This is a genomic window from Mesorhizobium sp. M4B.F.Ca.ET.214.01.1.1, assembly GCF_004791545.1.
GTDB lineage: Bacteria > Pseudomonadota > Alphaproteobacteria > Rhizobiales > Rhizobiaceae > Mesorhizobium > Mesorhizobium abyssinicae.
Genome location: NZ_SRUX01000004.1, coordinates 276,652 through 292,492, shown reverse-complemented (window position 1 = coordinate 292,492; position 15,841 = coordinate 276,652). Strand labels below are relative to the sequence as shown.

Annotated in this window: 12 protein-coding genes and 1 riboswitch; of the genes, 6 read left to right on the top strand and 6 right to left on the bottom strand. The window is 65.0% G+C overall.

Annotation, left to right across the window (positions count from 1 at the left end; all coding sequences use genetic code 11):
* Nucleotides 1-213: 213 nt before the first annotated feature.
* The 3 genes from EN857_RS10595 to EN857_RS10585 form a co-directional block, all read right to left on the bottom strand.
* Nucleotides 214-1,362: an efflux RND transporter periplasmic adaptor subunit gene (locus EN857_RS10595; protein ID WP_127311840.1), complete on the bottom strand. Its 1,149-nt coding sequence runs from the start codon at nucleotides 1,360-1,362 to the stop codon at nucleotides 214-216.
* Nucleotides 1,363-1,419: 57 nt separating this feature from the next.
* Entirely contained in the window at nucleotides 1,420-2,025 is a 606-nt protein-coding gene (locus EN857_RS10590; protein WP_127286231.1) for a TetR family transcriptional regulator, read from the bottom strand.
* A 370-nt stretch (nucleotides 2,026-2,395) separates the two neighbouring features.
* Nucleotides 2,396-4,036 carry an acyl-CoA synthetase gene (locus EN857_RS10585; protein ID WP_127392309.1) on the bottom strand — a complete coding sequence of 547 codons (1,641 nt, stop codon included), beginning with the start codon at nucleotides 4,034-4,036 and terminating at the stop codon, nucleotides 2,396-2,398.
* Between the two features lie 188 nt (nucleotides 4,037-4,224).
* On the opposite strand from EN857_RS10585, the gene EN857_RS10580 reads away from it, so the two are divergent.
* From EN857_RS10580 to EN857_RS10570, 3 genes are all read left to right on the top strand, one after another.
* Nucleotides 4,225-5,190 (top strand): sugar-binding transcriptional regulator, encoded by a 966-nt coding sequence (locus tag EN857_RS10580; protein WP_127392308.1) that lies wholly within the window; start codon nucleotides 4,225-4,227, stop codon nucleotides 5,188-5,190.
* A gap of 91 nt (nucleotides 5,191-5,281) precedes the next feature.
* Nucleotides 5,282-7,336, top strand: a complete 2,055-nt coding sequence (locus EN857_RS10575) for a bifunctional aldolase/short-chain dehydrogenase (RefSeq protein WP_128346293.1) — start codon at nucleotides 5,282-5,284, stop codon at nucleotides 7,334-7,336.
* 167 nt (nucleotides 7,337-7,503) lie between these two features.
* Nucleotides 7,504-8,580: a D-alanine--D-alanine ligase family protein gene (locus EN857_RS10570; protein WP_127394141.1), complete on the top strand. Its 1,077-nt coding sequence runs from the start codon at nucleotides 7,504-7,506 to the stop codon at nucleotides 8,578-8,580.
* A 254-nt stretch (nucleotides 8,581-8,834) separates the two neighbouring features.
* On the opposite strand, the gene EN857_RS10565 is transcribed toward EN857_RS10570, so the two are convergent.
* From EN857_RS10565 to EN857_RS10555, 3 genes are all read right to left on the bottom strand, one after another.
* Nucleotides 8,835-9,887, bottom strand: a complete 1,053-nt coding sequence (locus tag EN857_RS10565) for a substrate-binding domain-containing protein (protein ID WP_127393859.1) — start codon at nucleotides 9,885-9,887, stop codon at nucleotides 8,835-8,837.
* 47 nt (nucleotides 9,888-9,934) lie between these two features.
* A complete protein-coding gene (locus EN857_RS10560) occupies nucleotides 9,935-10,930 on the bottom strand; it encodes an ABC transporter permease (RefSeq protein ID WP_127285490.1) in 996 nt (331 codons plus the stop codon).
* A 66-nt stretch (nucleotides 10,931-10,996) separates the two neighbouring features.
* Nucleotides 10,997-12,508: a sugar ABC transporter ATP-binding protein gene (locus tag EN857_RS10555; RefSeq protein ID WP_127393858.1), complete on the bottom strand. Its 1,512-nt coding sequence runs from the start codon at nucleotides 12,506-12,508 to the stop codon at nucleotides 10,997-10,999.
* 136 nt (nucleotides 12,509-12,644) lie between these two features.
* Here EN857_RS10555 and mtnK point away from each other — a divergent pair, with 136 nt between their 5' ends.
* The 3 genes from mtnK (at nucleotide 12,645) to EN857_RS10540 (ending at nucleotide 15,782) form a co-directional block, all read left to right on the top strand.
* Nucleotides 12,645-13,919 (top strand): S-methyl-5-thioribose kinase, encoded by a 1,275-nt coding sequence (mtnK, locus tag EN857_RS10550; protein ID WP_128346294.1) that lies wholly within the window; start codon nucleotides 12,645-12,647, stop codon nucleotides 13,917-13,919.
* Entirely contained in the window at nucleotides 13,916-15,010 is a 1,095-nt protein-coding gene (gene mtnA, locus EN857_RS10545; protein ID WP_127393998.1) for an S-methyl-5-thioribose-1-phosphate isomerase, read from the top strand. Before mtnK ends, mtnA begins: the two co-directional genes overlap by 4 nt.
* Nucleotides 15,011-15,087: 77 nt before the next feature.
* Nucleotides 15,088-15,230: riboswitch (FMN riboswitch) on the top strand.
* 78 nt (nucleotides 15,231-15,308) lie between these two features.
* Nucleotides 15,309-15,782 carry a 6,7-dimethyl-8-ribityllumazine synthase gene (locus tag EN857_RS10540; RefSeq protein WP_127393997.1) on the top strand — a complete coding sequence of 158 codons (474 nt, stop codon included), beginning with the start codon at nucleotides 15,309-15,311 and terminating at the stop codon, nucleotides 15,780-15,782.
* The last annotated feature ends 59 nt before the right edge of the window (nucleotides 15,783-15,841 follow it).

The following is a 15,841-nucleotide window of genomic DNA, read 5'->3' as shown; positions in this document are numbered from 1 at the left end:
TGATCGGCAAGGCACGCAACTGCGCGTGCTCACGATATTTCCGATGCTGGCTTCCGGGCGGCGAGGCTTTCCGAGGCGGAGAGACACTCGTCGCGGTGGGACGCGAGGATCGATGTGGGGGTTACATCAACCTGACGTCTCGACAGCCGGGCGCTCGCCGCCCGGAAACCATGGTCCACTCGCCGAGCGAGCGGCGTTTTCATTCGCCCGGCTTCAGCGCAGGCTGCTGGTGATGTCGGCCTTGCCTTCGGCCGACGCCGACTGCTGCGCCGCGTCGCCGGAGAGCTTGACCTTGAGGTTCTCGGTCATGAACTGCGTGCCGGCGGCAACCACGACGTCGCCCTGCTTCAACCCGTCGGCGACATTGACGCCGTCGACCGTGAAGTCGCCGACCTTGACCGGGCGCGGATGAACCGTCTCGCTGGTGCGGTCGACGGTCCAGACAATCTTCCGGCCGTCCTTCTCGGCGAGCGCGCTGAGGGGGATCGACACCATCTGCTTCCGGCTCGCCACCGAGGCTTCGATGTTGGCGGTCATGCCGAGCAGCACGCGCGGATCGTTGGGCAGCGAGACGCGGACAGCGAAGGTGCGCGACTGCGGATCGGCGCTGCCGGAAACCTCACGCACCTTGCCGGCCAGCGTCAGCGCATCGTCGGACCAGAAGCCCGCCTTGACGTCCTTACCCGGCCGAAACTCGGCGATGTCCATCTCGGGAACGGCGATCAGCACTTCCTTCTCGCCGTCGACGGCAACGGTCATCACCGGCGTTCCGGCGCCGACCACCTGGCCGATATCGGCGCTGATGGCGGTAACGATACCGTCCTCGCTCGCCTTGAGATCGGTATAGCCGACCTGGTTCTTCGCCTGGGCAAGCGTCGAGCGGGCGGCGTCGCGCGTCGCCACGGCCTGAGCATAGGTCAGCGTCGCCTGATCGAGCTGCGACTTCGACGCGAAGCTCTTGGCGTAGAGCTGCTCGGCGCGCTTCTTTGCCAGATCCACCGTTTCGACCTGCCGCTCGGCGGCGTCAAGGCTCGCCGCCGCGCTCCTGACCGACAAATCGTAGTCGGAGGCATCGATGCGAGCGAGCACATCGCCCGAATTCACATGCTGGCCGATATCGACGAGGCGCTCGGTGACCTTGCCGGCGACGCGAAAGCCAAGGTTCATCTCGGTGCGAGCGCGCACCGAGCCGGAATAGTCGAGCTCGCGGGTGGTCTGGGCCTCACCGATCTCGACCACCTTGACCGGCCGGATGATTTCCTTGATTTCGGCCTTCTCCTGGCTGCAGCCGGCAAGCCCGAGAGCGGCGACGATCAGGCCGGCGACCGGCAGCCTGCGGATGATGGAATTGGACAAAGACACCTTAGCACTCCTGACTGGAGATCAACTTTTCGACACCGCGCGCCCGGCGGGCGGCGGCTATTTCAAGGCTTTGATCGCGTAATCGATGAGATCGTCGGGCATCGCCCGGTTGGTCTTGGCAAGGCACTGCGCCACCATCTGCGGGTGGCACAGGATGACGGTGGCGGCACCGAAGCAGCGCGACGCGATCACCGGATCCTGGTCCCTGAACTCGCCGGCTTCGATGCCCTGGCGGATCACCTCGGCGAACAGATCGTGGATGCTGTCGACATGCTTGTCGATGACGGCCCAGTCGCGCTCGAGCGCGACGATGACCATCTCATGCACCTTCTGGTCGTCGAGCATGACTTCCGTGGTCATCTTGTACTGGGCATGCACATAGCGGCGCAGCCGCTCCTCGGCGCTGAGCGGCAGACGCGAAATCTCGTAGGCCATCTTGTAGCTGGCGCCGAGCATGCGGCCGCAGACGGCCTGGTGGATTTCGACCTTGGAGGCGAAGAAGCGATAGATATTGGCCGGCGACATGCCGAGCTCGCGGGCGATGTCGGCGACGTTGGTCTTGCCGTAACCGTAATGCCGGAACAGACGCTCGGCGCAATCGAGGATGCGCGTCACGTTTTCCTGGCGGGCGGGGTCGGCCACGATGTGGGCGGCTTCGGACATTAGCTCTCTGTCAAATAACGAGTGACGAATTTCAATTTTCGTCAGTCGTAAATCGAAACGAGCGGCATGTCAACGCGGAATCGACGTACGCGTACAATTGGTGACAGATGGTGACAGCGAGGAAGCGTGAAACCCACGACGAGTTCGTCATCCTAGGGTGAAGCAAGGAGCGAAGCGACGCAGCGCAGACCCTAGGATCCATGCCGTGACGTCGGCCAAAGAATAAAGTCGGATCAAGCAGTTAGCTTGCCAGCGCCGCGATTCGTGCAGGCTATTCTCGACCGCCGGAGCACGGCCGCAAGGTCACGGCATGGATCCCAGGGTTTCCGCGACGTCGCTCCGCGACTGCTCTCACCCTCGGATGACGAACTCAGAGACCCTTCGCCATTTCCCTCAGCCGGAACTTCTGGATCTTCCCGGTCGAGGTCTTCGGGATCTCCGCAAACACCACTGCCTTCGGCACCTTGAAGCGGGCGAGCAAAGTGCGGCAGTGGTCGATGATCTCGGCCTCGGTCGCGCTCTTGCCTGGCTTCAGCTCTACATAGGCGACAGGCACCTCGCCCCATTTGTCATCGGACTTCGCAACGACGCCGCAGGAGGCGACGGCTGCATGCTTGTAGAGCGCATCCTCGACCTCGATCGAGGAGATGTTCTCACCGCCGGAAATGATGATGTCCTTGGAGCGATCCTTGAGCTGGATGTAGCCGTCCGGATGCATGACGCCGAGATCGCCTGAGTGGAACCAGCCGCCGGCGAAGGCCTCGTCAGTCGCCTTCCTGTTCTTCAAATAGCCCTTCATGACGATGTTGCCGCGGAACATGACCTCGCCGATGGTCTCGCCGTCCGCCGGCGTTTCCGTCATCGTCTCGGGATCCATCACCGTCAGGCCCTCGAGCGAAGCATAGCGCACGCCTTGGCGCGCCTTCTTCGCCGTGCGCGGTCCCTTCTCCAGCTCGTCCCACTCATTGTGCCATTCGTTGACGACAGCCGGCCCGTAGGTCTCGGTCAGGCCGTAGAGATGGGTGACGGCGAAGCCGGCATCGGCCATGCCTGACAGCACTGCCTCCGGCGGCGGCGCGGCCGCCGTGTTGAAGGTGACGGTTTGCGCGAACTCACGCTTGTCCTCGGCCTTGGCGTTGATCAGAACCGACATGACGATCGGCGCACCGCAGAGATGGGTGACGCCATGATCGGCGATCGCGTCATACATCGGCTTTGCCCGCACCCAGCGCAGGCAGACATGGGTGCCGGCCTGCACGGCCAGCGTCCAGGGAAAGCACCAGCCGTTGCAGTGGAACATCGGCAGCGTCCAGAGATAGACCGCGTGCTTGGCCATGCCGGCATGAATGGTGTTGGTATAGGCCATCAGCGCCGCGCCACGATGGTGATAGACGACGCCCTTGGGGTTGCCGGTGGTGCCGGAGGTGTAGTTGAGCGAGATGGCGTCCCACTCGTCGTCGGGCATCGACCAGGCGAAAGCCTCATCGCCGCCTGCGACGAACTCCTCATAGTCTGATGAGCCGATCCGCTCGCCCTTCGGATAGGGGGCATCGGGGGCATAGTCGGGATCGTCATAGTCGATGACCAAGGGCTTGGCCTTGGCCAATGACAACGCCTCCCTGACCGCGCCGGAGAATTCACGGTCGACGATCAGCACCTTTGTATCGGCGTGGTCGAGCTGGAAAGCGATGACGGCGGCGTCGAGCCTTGTGTTCAGCGAATGCAGCACCGCCCTGGTCATCGGCACGCCGAAATGCGCCTCCAGAATCGGCGGCGTGTTCGACAGCATCACCGTCACCGTATCGCCCTTGCCGATGCCGCGCTTGGCCAGCGCCGAGGCGAGCCGCAGCGAGCGACGCCAGAAATCGCGATAGGTGATGCGCTGGTTGCCATGGATGATGGCGACATGGTCGGGATAGGTTTTTGCCGCCCTCTCCAGATAGGTCAGCGGCGTCAGCGGCTGGTGGTTGGCGGCATTCCTGTCGAGATCCTGTTCGTAGGGATTGCCCATCCCATCCTCCCCAATATGTTTATCGACTTCTAATCACAGGCTCCGCTCCGCGTCACCACCAACGATGCCACGACAGGGGGCATTTGGCACAATGGTGATCTAGATTCAGCCGGTGAAACGGAAATGCATACCTCCGCTCGGTTTGACTTTTGTCGAGAGCCGTGAATAATGTCAGCCGAGGAGATGGCATGGCGATCCGACCGGCAGAACAGCTTATCCACAAGGCCGCCTGGCTCTACTACGCCCATGGCCTGCGCCAGGACGAAGTGGCGAACCAGCTCAAGATTTCGCGCGCTTCGGTCGCCATGTATCTGCGCAAGGCCCGCGAGACCGGCATCGTCAACATCTCAACCTCGACCCAGCTTTTCACCGACGACGTCTTGGCGCGCCGACTGGAAGACGCGCTGAAGCTCGACGCCGTCTGGATCGCGCCCGAAAACGCCTATGTCGTCGATCCGTCGACCGACATCGCGGTGCTCGCGGCCAGCGTCTTTCTCGAGCTGGTCAAGAAGGGCGACCGCATCGGCGTCGCCTGGGGCCGCACCGTCTACACCATCGCGGACATCATGTCCTTCGCAGACCTGCAGGACGTGACGGTGGTACAGCTCTGCGGCAACCTCGGGGCGCCCTATTCCTACCGGCCCGACCAGTGCACGATGGAAATAGCCCGGCGGCTCAACGCCAAGGGGCTGAACTTCTACGCGCCGCTGGTGCTGTCGACGGAAGAGCTGGCGCGGGCCCTGCGCGCCGAGCCGGTGATCCGCGAGCAACTGGCAGGCATCAGCGATTGCAACCTCGCGCTGTTTTCAGTCGGCACCGTCGACGCCGACAGCCATGTCGTCAAATGCGGCGCGCTGACGGTGAGCGAAATGGAAGTGCTTCGCAACGCCGGCGCCGCCGGCGTGATCGCGGGACAGATCATCGATGCCGCCGGCGAGGCGCTCGATTGCAGCTACAACCGCCGGGTCATCTCCGCCGAACTCGGCTCGCTCGGCGCCATCGAAAAGCGGCTGATGGTGGTGCAGGAGGACAGCAAGTTCGAGCCGCTGCTTGCCGCGCTCGCCGGCGGGCTCTGCACGCATCTGGTTGTCGGCGCGCGCGTGGCGCAGCGGCTGCTGGACCATGCCGGAGCGGTGACCAAGAAGGCCTCCTAGACAAACAACCCTCGCCGCCGGCGCCTTGTCATCAAAGCGTCGCGGCATTCCTGTTCACAGCAATCAAAGACATGAAAGCGGACGAAGCGACATGAAGAACCTGTGGAATGACGGCGACGCGGAAAAGATGGTTGCCGACTATGCCAAGAAGGGCGTCGGCCGCGACCTCGCGCTGCGCGTCTACACGACCCGGCTGCTCGGCGGCGAGCCGCGGCTGGTGCTCCATGGCGGCGGCAACACGTCGTGCAAGATCAAGGCCACCGATCTTGTCGGCGACGAGTGGGACGTGCTCTGCGTCAAGGGCAGCGGCTGGGACATGGCCGTCATCGAGCCGCAGGGCCTGCCGGCGGTGAAGATGGGCGCGCTGCTCAAGGCGCGCGCGCTGGAGAGGCTTTCCGACGAAGACATGGTGGCGCTGCAACGCGCCAACCTCATCGATCCCGCCTCGCCCAATCCGTCGGTCGAAACGCTGCTGCACGCCTTCCTGCCGCACAAATTCGTCGACCACACGCATTCGACCGCCGTCCTCGCCATTGTCGACCAGGAAGACAGCAAGGCGCTGGTTAGGAAAGTGTTCGGCGAGAAGATGGGCTACGTGCCCTACATCATGCCAGGCTTCGACCTGGCGAAGGCGGCGGGCGACGTCTTCGATGCCGATCCAAGCGTCGAAGGCCTGATCCTCGACAAGCACGGCATCTTCACCTTCGGCGACGACGCCAGGCAGGCCTATGACCGGATGATCCACCATGTGACGGTCGCCGAGGACTATGTCGCCAAAAACGGCAAGCCGAAGACGGTCAAGGCGGCGCTGCCGGCGAAGCTCGCCAGACCGTCCGATATCGCGCCCGCGCTGCGCGGCGCCGTCGCGGTGGCGCGCGGCGAGGGCCGCTTCGACCGCATGATCAGCGACTTCCGCACTTCGGATGCGATCGTCGATTTCATCAACTCGGCCAGCATCGCCGACTATGCCGGGCGCGGTGTCTCGACGCCGGATCTCTCGATCCGCATCAAGACCGGGCCGATGGCCGTGCCGGCGCCGGACGCCGACAAGATCGGCGACTACAAAGCCGTCATCCGCAACCATGTCGAGACCTTCGCCAAGGACTACCGCGCCTATTTCCAGACCAATGACGCGTTGGACGACGTCAAGCGCACCATGCTCGATCCGATGCCGCGCCTGACGCTGGTGCCGGGCCTCGGCATGTTCGGCCACGGCCGCACGCTGAAGGACGCAAAAATCGCCTCCGATGTCGGCGAGATGTGGATCGAGGCGGTGCGCGGCGCCGAGGCCGTCGGCCATTTCCACCCGCTGTCCAAGGCCGATCTCTTCCCGCTCGAATACTGGTCGCTGGAACAGGCCAAGCTCGCCTCCAACAAGCCGAAGCCGCTGACCGGCCAGGTGGTGCTGGTGACCGGCGGCGCCGGCGCGATCGGCGCGGCGACGGCGAAGCTGTTCGCCGACAATGGCGCGCATGCCGTCATCGTCGACCTCGATCCGGCCAAGGCCGCGGAAGCGGCGAAGAAGGCCGGAAACGGCTCGATCGGCGTCGGCGCCGACATCACCAATCCCGTCGAACTGCGCGCCGCATTCGACCGGGCGGTCGCGGTCTATGGCGGCCTCGACATCCTGGTCTCCAATGCGGGCGCGGCCTGGGAAGGCCGCATCGGCGAGCTCGATGACACCACGCTGCGCAAGAGCTTCGAGCTCAATTTCTTCGCCCACCAGTCGGCGGCGCAGAATGCCGTGCGCATCATGCTGGAACAGGGCACCGGCGGCGTGCTCCTGTTCAACACGTCCAAGCAGGCGATCAACCCGGGGCCGAAGTTCGGCGCCTATGGCATCCCGAAGGCGGCGACGCTGTTCTTGTCCAGGCAATATGCGCTGGACTACGGCGCGCAGGGCATCCGCTCGAACGCGGTCAACGCCGACCGCATCCGCTCGGGCCTTCTGACCGACGCCATGATCGCCAGCCGCTCGGGCGCGCGCGGCGTGTCGGAGAAGGAATACATGTCCGGCAATCTGCTCGGCCAGGAAGTAACGGCCGAGGACGTGGCGCAGGCCTTCCTGCACCAGGCGCTGGCCGACCGGACCACCGCCGACGTGACGACCGTCGACGGCGGCAACATCGCGGCGGCGCTGCGCTAGCGACAACCCCTGCCATGAACCCCTGCCGTCATGCAGGGGTTCAGAGGGCCGGCGGCGACTTCGACAATCAGCGACCTCGCCGCCACGAGCTGGAAACTGTCGCCGGTCTGAAGCGGTTGCCGAAATTCCGCTTCAATCTATGCCTTGAACGGCTTCGCAAGGTGGAGATAGTCGTGACCGCGAACAGGCTGCGTATTGCCGTCCTCTTTGGCGGGCGTTCGGCCGAGCATGAAGTTTCGGTGCTCTCGGCAACCAATGTCATGCGGGCGTTGGAGCCGGCGAAGTACGATGCCGTTCCGATCTTCGTCACCCGCGAAGGAAAATGGCTGCTCAGCCGTTTCGAGGGTGGCGCGCTGGCGACGCCTTCAAGTGGCACGGAGGTTTGCCTGGTGCCGGGCGGACACGGGCGCATGCTGGCGGTCCCGGCCGAGGGCGCGCCCTACGCGCTGCCAGATATCGACATCCTGTTTCCCGTCCTGCACGGGCTGCATGGCGAGGACGGCGCGGTGCAGGGGCTGGCGGAAGTGGCGCAGGTGCCGCTTGCCGGTTGCGGCATTCTCGGCTCGGCAACGGCGCTCGACAAGGACATCGCCAAGCGGCTGCTGAAAGCTGCCGGCCTGCCAGTCGCGCGGTCGGTGACTATTGAGGAAGGTTCGGCGCCATCGCTTGCCGTGCTGGTAGACCAGCTCGGCCTGCCGCTCTTCGTCAAACCGGCGCGGCAGGGCTCGTCTGTCGGCGTCGCAAAGGTCAATGCCAGCCAGGAATTCGATCGAGCGCTTGCGGAAGCCTTCCAGCACGATCGCAAGCTCTTGGCGGAGGAATTCGTCCGTGGCCGCGAGATCGAATTCAGCGTGCTGGAAGACTCCGCGGGCAAGCTCTTCGTCTCGCGGCCGGGCGAGATCGTGCCGGCGGAAAGCCACGGCTTCTACAACTACAATGCCAAGTATATCGACGAGAACGGCGCGGCATTGATCGTGCCGGCCGAACTGCCGCGGGAAGTCGAGCAGGCGATGCGCGACATGGCCGCAAGGGCCTTCAGGGCCGTCGGTTGCGACGGCATGGCACGTATCGACTTCTTCCTGATGCCGGACATGACGTTCCTGATCAACGAGCTCAACACCATTCCCGGCTTCACCGATATCAGCATGTACGCCAAGGCGATGGCGGCAAGCGGCGTCAGCTACCCGGAGGTCATCGACCGGCTGGTGGCGCACGGGCTGGCGCGCGCCGGAAGAGTGGGCTGAGGGTTGGGTTTAGCTGCCGACCTGAGTCTTCGTGCTTGCTGGGTTGTGCCTGTTTTTCGGCGAGTGCGCATTTCAGAAGCGCCGTCCCCACTCCGTCGCCGCTTCGCGGCGCCACCTCTCCCCCCTCCGGAGGGAGAGGAAGGTGCCATCTGATTGAGGTCGCGCCTTTCCTCTCCCCCGTCGATCGGGGGAGAGGTGTCGAGCGAAGCTCGACGGAGTGGGGGTCGACGGCTCCCCTTTCGCCTAGACCAGAACTACTTGGCGTTCGGGTTGGGCATCCAGGCGGGCATGGCGACATCGGCATGGGCGAATTGCGGCAGCTTGGCCGACAGGTCCTCCATGTTCTTGATGTCCTTGTCGATGAGTTCCTTCTGGGTGATCAGCGTCGGCGGCACGATGACGTTGTGGCCGGGATCCTCGCCGGCAAGCAGCTGCGCCAGCGCCCGGACCGAGACCTGGCCGACGACGGCCGGGTTGGTGGCGGCGGTGGCGGCCCAGGCGCTGTCAGGCTCGCGCATCGCCGAAATATCCGAGGTCGAGATGTCGGCCGAATAGATCTTGATGGCCTTGTTCATGCCTGCCTCGTCGACGGCGATCTTCACGCCCTTGGCGAATTCGTCATAGGGGGCGAACATCACCTTGATGTCGGGATGCGCCGACAGCACCGAACGCGCCTGGTTGGCGACCGAGTTGGCAATCGGATTGTCGAGCGTGCCGAACATGGCGACCTCGTCGATGCCGGCATGCTTCTTCTTGACGTCGACCCAGGTCTCGTTGCGGCGGTCGAGCGGCGCGATGCCGGCGACGTAGACATAGCCGGCCTTCCAGCTGTCGCCATTGTCGGTGACCGCCTGCTCCAGCGCGAGGCGGGCAAGGTCGCGGTCGGACTGCTCGATCTGCGGGATCTTCGGGTTCTCGACATTGACGTCGAAGGCGACGACCTTGATGCCGGCATCGACCGCGCGCTGGGCGGCATCCTTCATCGATTCCGTCAGGCCGTGCTGGATGATGATACCCTGCACGCCGAGCGCGATGGCCTGGTCGACCATGTCGGCCTGGAGGGCGGCGTCCTGGCGGCTGTCGAGCACGCGCAGGTCAACGCCGAGCGCCTTGGCCTGCGCCTCGACGCCGGAGAGATAGGCCTGGAAGAAGTCGCCGGTCGAGAGATAGCGAACCAGCGCGATCTTGACGCCCGGCTTGTCGAAAGGCACAGGCATGTCAGCGGCCATCGCAGTCCCCTGCATCAGCAGCGCGGCGCCAGCCAACCCGAGCGCCGCCTTCCCCAAAAGTCTTCTTGTGATGCTCACTTTGTTTCCTCCACTTTGTTGAACTCGAAAATATGCCCCGGTCGAACCTATCTCCTGCCCCTGCCGGAAAGGGCGAAGGTGAAGACAAGGGCGACGACGAGAACCCCGCCCTTGACGAAATCCTGCGTGTAGTAAGGCGCGTTCATCATCGTCAGGCCCTGCAGCAGCACGCCGACGAAGACCGCGCCGACGGCGGTGCCGAAGGCGTTGGGCTTGGCCGCGCCAAGCACCGCGTAGCCGATGAGCGCGGCGGCCACCGCGTCGAGCAGCAGATTGTTGCCGGAGGCGATGTCGCCGCGACCGAGCCGGGCGGCGAGCAGGATGCCGCCGATCGAGGCAAAGACGCCCGAAATGACGTAGGCCCAGATCTTGTAGGCCTTGACCGGCGCACCGGCGAGCTCGGCCGCGCGCTCGTTGCTGCCGACGGCATACATCATGCGGCCGAAGCGCGTGTATTCGAGGAAGAACCAGATCAGCAGCGCCAGCACGATCAGCACCACGACCGACACGGGAACGAGGTTTGGCACGAAGAAATCGAAGCGATGGCGGCCGAGCGCCAGGAAGGCTTCGCCGAACTTGCCGTTGGCGACCGAGCCGTCGGGCATGGTCATGCCGGTGGCGATCGAGCGGCCTTCCGTCGGGATGCGCTGCAGGCCCACGAGCAGGAACATCATGCCGAGCGTGGCCAGCAGGTCGGGCACCCGCATATAGACGATCAGCCAGCCGTTGATCAGGCCGACGGCGGCGCCGATCAGCAGGCAGACGACGACCGCGACGACGGCGTTCTGTTCCAGCACCACCATGACATAGGCGGCCGCCATCATGGCGCTGGTGGCGACCGAGCCGATCGACAGGTCGAAGCCGCCGACCACCAAGGTGGCGGTGACGCCGAGCGCCAGCACGCCGGTGATGGCGACGGACTGGAAGATGAAGACCGCGCTTTGCGGCGAGACGAAGCCGTCGGCGGCGACCGCGAAATAGGCGATCAGGCCGAACAGAAGGACGATGAAGCCGTAGCGGATGGCGTGGTCACGCACCGTCATGCAGCGCTCTCCGGCGCCGTTGCCGTGTCAGTCCAACGCATGCCTGCTCCATTCCTGTCCATGCTCTCACGCCGCGCTGTGCAGCGGGCCGCCCGCCACTTCGGCAAGCAGCCGCTCGAGATCGACGTCTTCGTTCCTGTGTTCGCCGACGATCGTCTGCTCCGACATGACCAGGATGCGGTCGGCCGTCTCCAGCGCCTCGTCGAGCTCGGTGACGAAGAGCAGCGTGGCGCGGCCGTCGGCGCTGGCTCGCAGCTTGGCGGCGATGTCGCGCCTGGCCGAGATGTCGACGCCCTGAAACGGCTCGTCGAGGATGAACAGTCTTGCATCCTGCGACATCCAGCGGCCGACCATCACCTTCTGCTGGTTGCCGCCCGAAAGTGTGGAAAGCTCGTCCCGCTCCGAACGGCAGACGATGGCGAGTTCGTCGATCTGCCGGCGTGCGATGCCGCGTTCGGCGCGGCGCTTCATGATGCCGAAGCCTGACAGGCGCTTGAGGAAGGGCAGGCTGATGTTGCGCTCGATGTTGAAGCCGCCGACGATGCCGCTGGTGGCGCGGTCCTTGGCGACGAGGAAGACGCCGGCGGCGATCGCTTCGCCGGCCGAGGCCGGCGCATAGGGCTTGCCGTCCATGGTCATGACGCCGGCGAGCGGCCGGCGCACGCCGAACAGCGTTTCGGCCAAGGCCGTCTTGCCAACGCCGACCAAGCCGGTGATCGCCACCACCTCGCCGGCGCCGAGCGTCATCGAGATCGGCTTCGACCCTTGCGCGATCCGCAGGCCTTCCGCGGTGAAGACGGCACGCGCCGAGCTTCTCGCGACCACCCGGTCGAGATGGATCTTGCGGCCGAGCATGGCGTTGACGGCGCCCTCATAGTCGAGCGGCTTGTTGTCGAACACGCCGCTCACCACGCCGTCGCGCATCGAGACGATGCGGTCGGCAAGGCGGCGGATGTCGGACATGCGGTGCGAGATGTAGAGGATCGCCACGCTCTGCTCGCGCAGCCGGTCGATCAGCTGGAACAGCCGGTCGGCTTCGGCGCTGGACAGCGACGAGGTCGGCTCGTCGAGGATCAGCACCTTCGGCCGGTGCGCCATGGCCCGCGCGATCGCCACCATCTGGCGGTCTGCCAGCGACAGGTCGCTGACGCGGGCCTTGAGGTCGATGGCGAGCCCCATGCGATCGGCGACGGCCCTGGCCTCGCGGCGCACCCGGCCCGGATTGAAGAAAGTCGGCGCGCCGCTGCCGGTCAGCCTGTCGAGTGTCAGGTTGGTGGCGACGTCGAGGTCGGCGACGACACCGTCATTGATGTTCTGATGCACGGTGACGACGCCGGCGCGGATCGCCTCGGCCGGCGTGTTCGGCGCGAAGTCCTCGCCGGCGAGATGCATCATGCCGACGCCGCGCTCGTAAACGCCGCTGACGATCTTGACCAGGGTGGATTTGCCGGCGCCGTTGGCGCCCATCAGCACGGTGACTTCGCCCGCATGCAAGTCGAGCGAGATGCCGCCAAGCACCTCGATATGGCCAAAGGACTTCCTCAGGCCGTCCACGCGGAACACGGCACCAGTGCCCATTCATTCCTCCCTGACACAGACGCTATGGGCTATATCGGCAATTGTCAACACGATTGACAATTGCCAGCTTGCTTCCTAGCTTGGCCCCGCCGCCATGCCTCCGTTATGTTCGGAGCGCATAAGCGAGAGGATGATGATGACGCAGAAACTGCCGTTCGAAGCACTATCGGTCGAAACGCTGCCGGCGCGCCTCGGCGCCAACGAGGCCGTCACCGCGCAGATCGGCAAGGATGCCCGGCGCTGGAAGGTGCGTGAGGTCGGCGACGGCAATCTCAACCTGGTGTTCATCGTCGAGGGCGCCGAAGGCGCGGTCGTCGTCAAGCAGGCCCTGCCCTATGTGCGGCTGGTCGGCGACAGCTGGCCGCTGCCGCTGAAGCGCTCCTTCTTCGAGTATCACGCGCTGACCAGGCAGGAGCGCCGAGCGCCCGGCTCGGTGCCCGCAATCCACCATTTCGACGAGGCCCAGGCGCTGATCGTCATGGAATACCTGGCGCCGCCGCACATCATCCTGCGGCGTGCGCTGATCGAAGGCCGGCAACTGCCGAACATCGCCCGCGACATCGGCCTGTTCATGGCCCGCACCCTGTTCCGCGGCTCCGACCTGCATATGCCGACCAGGGACCGCAAAGCCGATCTGGCGCTGTTCGTCGACAATGTCGAGCTCTGCGGCATCACCGAGGACCTGGTGTTCACCGATCCCTATTTCGACGCCAAGCTGAACCGGCATACGTCGCCGCAGCTAGACGGCCTGGTCGCCGAGCTGCGCGCCGACCGCGATCTCAAGGTCGAGGCGCAGCGGCTGAAGCATCTTTTCGCCGCCAATGCCGAGACGCTCTTGCATGGCGACCTGCATTCCGGCTCGATCATGGTGACCGACACAGAAACCCGGATGATCGATCCGGAGTTCGCCTTCTACGGACCGATCGCCTTCGACGTCGGCATGCTGCTCGCCAATTTCTGGATGTCGTTCTTCTCGCAGCGCGGCCATGAGCAGACGGAAAAACGCGACGCCATGCGCGCCTATCTGCTTGGGGTCACCGCCGAGACCTGGGCTGTGTTCCGCGCCGAGTTCTCGCATCTGTGGCGGACCGAGCGCACCGGCATGCTCTACCACAGAAGCCTGTTCGAGGATCAGGGCGACCGGCTCGGCGCCGAGCAGGCGCTCGACCATATGCTCCATTCGATCTGGACCGACCTGCTCGGCTTTGCCGGCATCGAGGTGCACCGGCGTATCCTCGGCCTCGCCCACAATGCCGACTTCGAGGCCATTGCCGATGAGAATCTGCGCGCCACATGCGAGGCGAAGGCGCTGAAGTTCGGCCGCCACATCGCCGTCAACCGGCGCCAGATCCATGGCATCGACGAGGTCAACAATCTGGCCGCGCGGATCGAACAGGAGAGCAGCCTTTGAACGTCGGCGAGCGCCACTACCGCACCATCTGGCTGAGCGGCGACGGCCGCTCGGTCGAGATCATCGACCAGCGCTGGCTGCCGCATGAGTTCCGCATCGAGAAGATCGGCACCGTTGCCGGCATCGCCACTGCGATCCGAGACATGTGGGTGCGCGGCGCGCCGCTGATCGGCGTCACTGCCGCCTATGGCGTAGCCATCCAGATGGAAGGCGACCCGTCGGATGCGGCGCTCGACGCCGTCTGGGAGACATTGCACGCGACGCGGCCGACGGCGATCAATTTGCGCTGGGCGCTGGACGAGATGCGGCGCGTTCTCAAGCCGCTGCCGCCGGCCGAGCGCGCCGAGGCCGCTTACAAGCGCGCAGCGGAGATCGCCGACGAGGATGTCGGGCTGAACCGCGCCATCGGCGAGAACGGGCTTGCCATCATCAAGCAAATCGCGGCGCGAAAAGCTCCGGGCGAGACAGTCAACATCCTGACCCACTGCAATGCCGGCTGGCTGGCGACCGTCGACTACGGCACCGCCACCGCGCCGATCTATCTGGCGACCGAAGCCGGCATTCCGGTCCACGTCTATGTCGACGAGACCAGGCCGCGCAACCAGGGCGCCCAGCTGACCGCCTGGGAAATGGCCGGGCACGGGGTGCCGCACACGCTGATCGTCGACAATGCCGGCGGCCACCTGATGCAGCGTGGCCAGATCGACATGGTCATCGTCGGCACCGACCGCACGACCGCCGACGGCGACGTCTGCAACAAGATCGGCACCTATCTCAAGGCGCTGGCCGCCTCCGACAATGATGTGCCCTTCTATGTCGCGCTGCCCTCGCCGACCATAGACTGGACGGTGGGCGACGGGCTCGCGGAAATCCCGATCGAGGAACGCTCCGGCGACGAGGTGTCGCTGGTCTGGGGCAAGAACGCCAAGGGCGAGATCGCCCAGGTGCGCGTCTCGCCGGAAGCGACGCCGGCGGCAAACCCGGCCTTCGACGTGACCCCGGCGCGGCTTGTCACCGGCCTGATTACCGAGCGCGGCGTCGCCAAGGCCTCGCGCGAAGGGCTGAAGGCGATGTTCCCGGAGCGTGGTTAGCCACAAGGAGGGAGATTGGCAGCTGCGGCGACGGCGCTAATTGACAGCGCCGCCCTCCCCCTCCATAGCTTCACCGTTAAAGTTCTCAGGGCGGGGTGAAAGTCCCCACCGGCGGTAAGAGCCTCGGCTCAAGCCCGCGAGCGCTTCCCGGAAGGGAAGGTCAGCAGATCCGGTGTGATTCCGGAGCCGACGGTCACAGTCCGGATGAAAGAGAACGAACGGAAGGACGGGCCGCTCGCGCGGGCCGGGTTTTCGTATCGTGCGTCCTGATTCTGGTTCGAAACGGAAGGATGGACCCATGAATCAGCATTCCCCAAAAGACTATGAAATCCGCCGCGTTGCCGTCATACGGGCGCGCTGGCACGCCGACATCGTCGACCAGTGCGTGACGGCGTTCGAGGCGGAGCTTGCCGTTCTCGGCGGCGGCCGCTTCACCGTCGACGTCTTCGACGTGCCCGGCGCCTACGAGATCCCATTGCATGCCAAGACCCTCGCCGAGACCGGCCGCTATGCCGCGATCCTCGGCACCGCCTTCGTCGTCGATGGCGGCATCTACCGGCACGATTTCGTCGCCGGCGCCGTCCTCGGCGGCATGATGACCGTGCAGCTTGCGACCGGCGTGCCGGTGCTTTCAGCGGTGCTGACGCCGCACAATTATCACGACAGCGCCGAGCACCACCGCTTCTTCTTCGAGCACTTCCAGGTCAAGGGCAAGGAAGCGGCCAAGGCCTGCGTTGAGATAAGTGCGGCGCGTGAAAAGATCGCGGCGTGAGGCGCGGTTGCCGGGGTGGCAATCCCGGTAACAGCCTCTAATATCGCGAAAAAACCGAG

Coding starts and splice junctions, on each gene's coding strand:
- EN857_RS10590 (WP_127286231.1), bottom strand. CDS start 2,025: ATGTCCGAAGCCGCCCACATCGTGGCCGACCCCGCCCGCCAGGAAAAC.
- EN857_RS10585 (WP_127392309.1), bottom strand. CDS start 4,036: ATGGGCAATCCCTACGAACAGGATCTCGACAGGAATGCCGCCAACCAC.
- EN857_RS10580 (WP_127392308.1), top strand. CDS start 4,225: ATGGCGATCCGACCGGCAGAACAGCTTATCCACAAGGCCGCCTGGCTC.
- EN857_RS10575 (WP_128346293.1), top strand. CDS start 5,282: ATGAAGAACCTGTGGAATGACGGCGACGCGGAAAAGATGGTTGCCGAC.
- EN857_RS10560 (WP_127285490.1), bottom strand. CDS start 10,930: ATGACGGTGCGTGACCACGCCATCCGCTACGGCTTCATCGTCCTTCTG.
- EN857_RS10555 (WP_127393858.1), bottom strand. CDS start 12,508: ATGGGCACTGGTGCCGTGTTCCGCGTGGACGGCCTGAGGAAGTCCTTT.
- mtnK (WP_128346294.1), top strand. CDS start 12,645: ATGACGCAGAAACTGCCGTTCGAAGCACTATCGGTCGAAACGCTGCCG.
- EN857_RS10540 (WP_127393997.1), top strand. CDS start 15,309: ATGAATCAGCATTCCCCAAAAGACTATGAAATCCGCCGCGTTGCCGTC.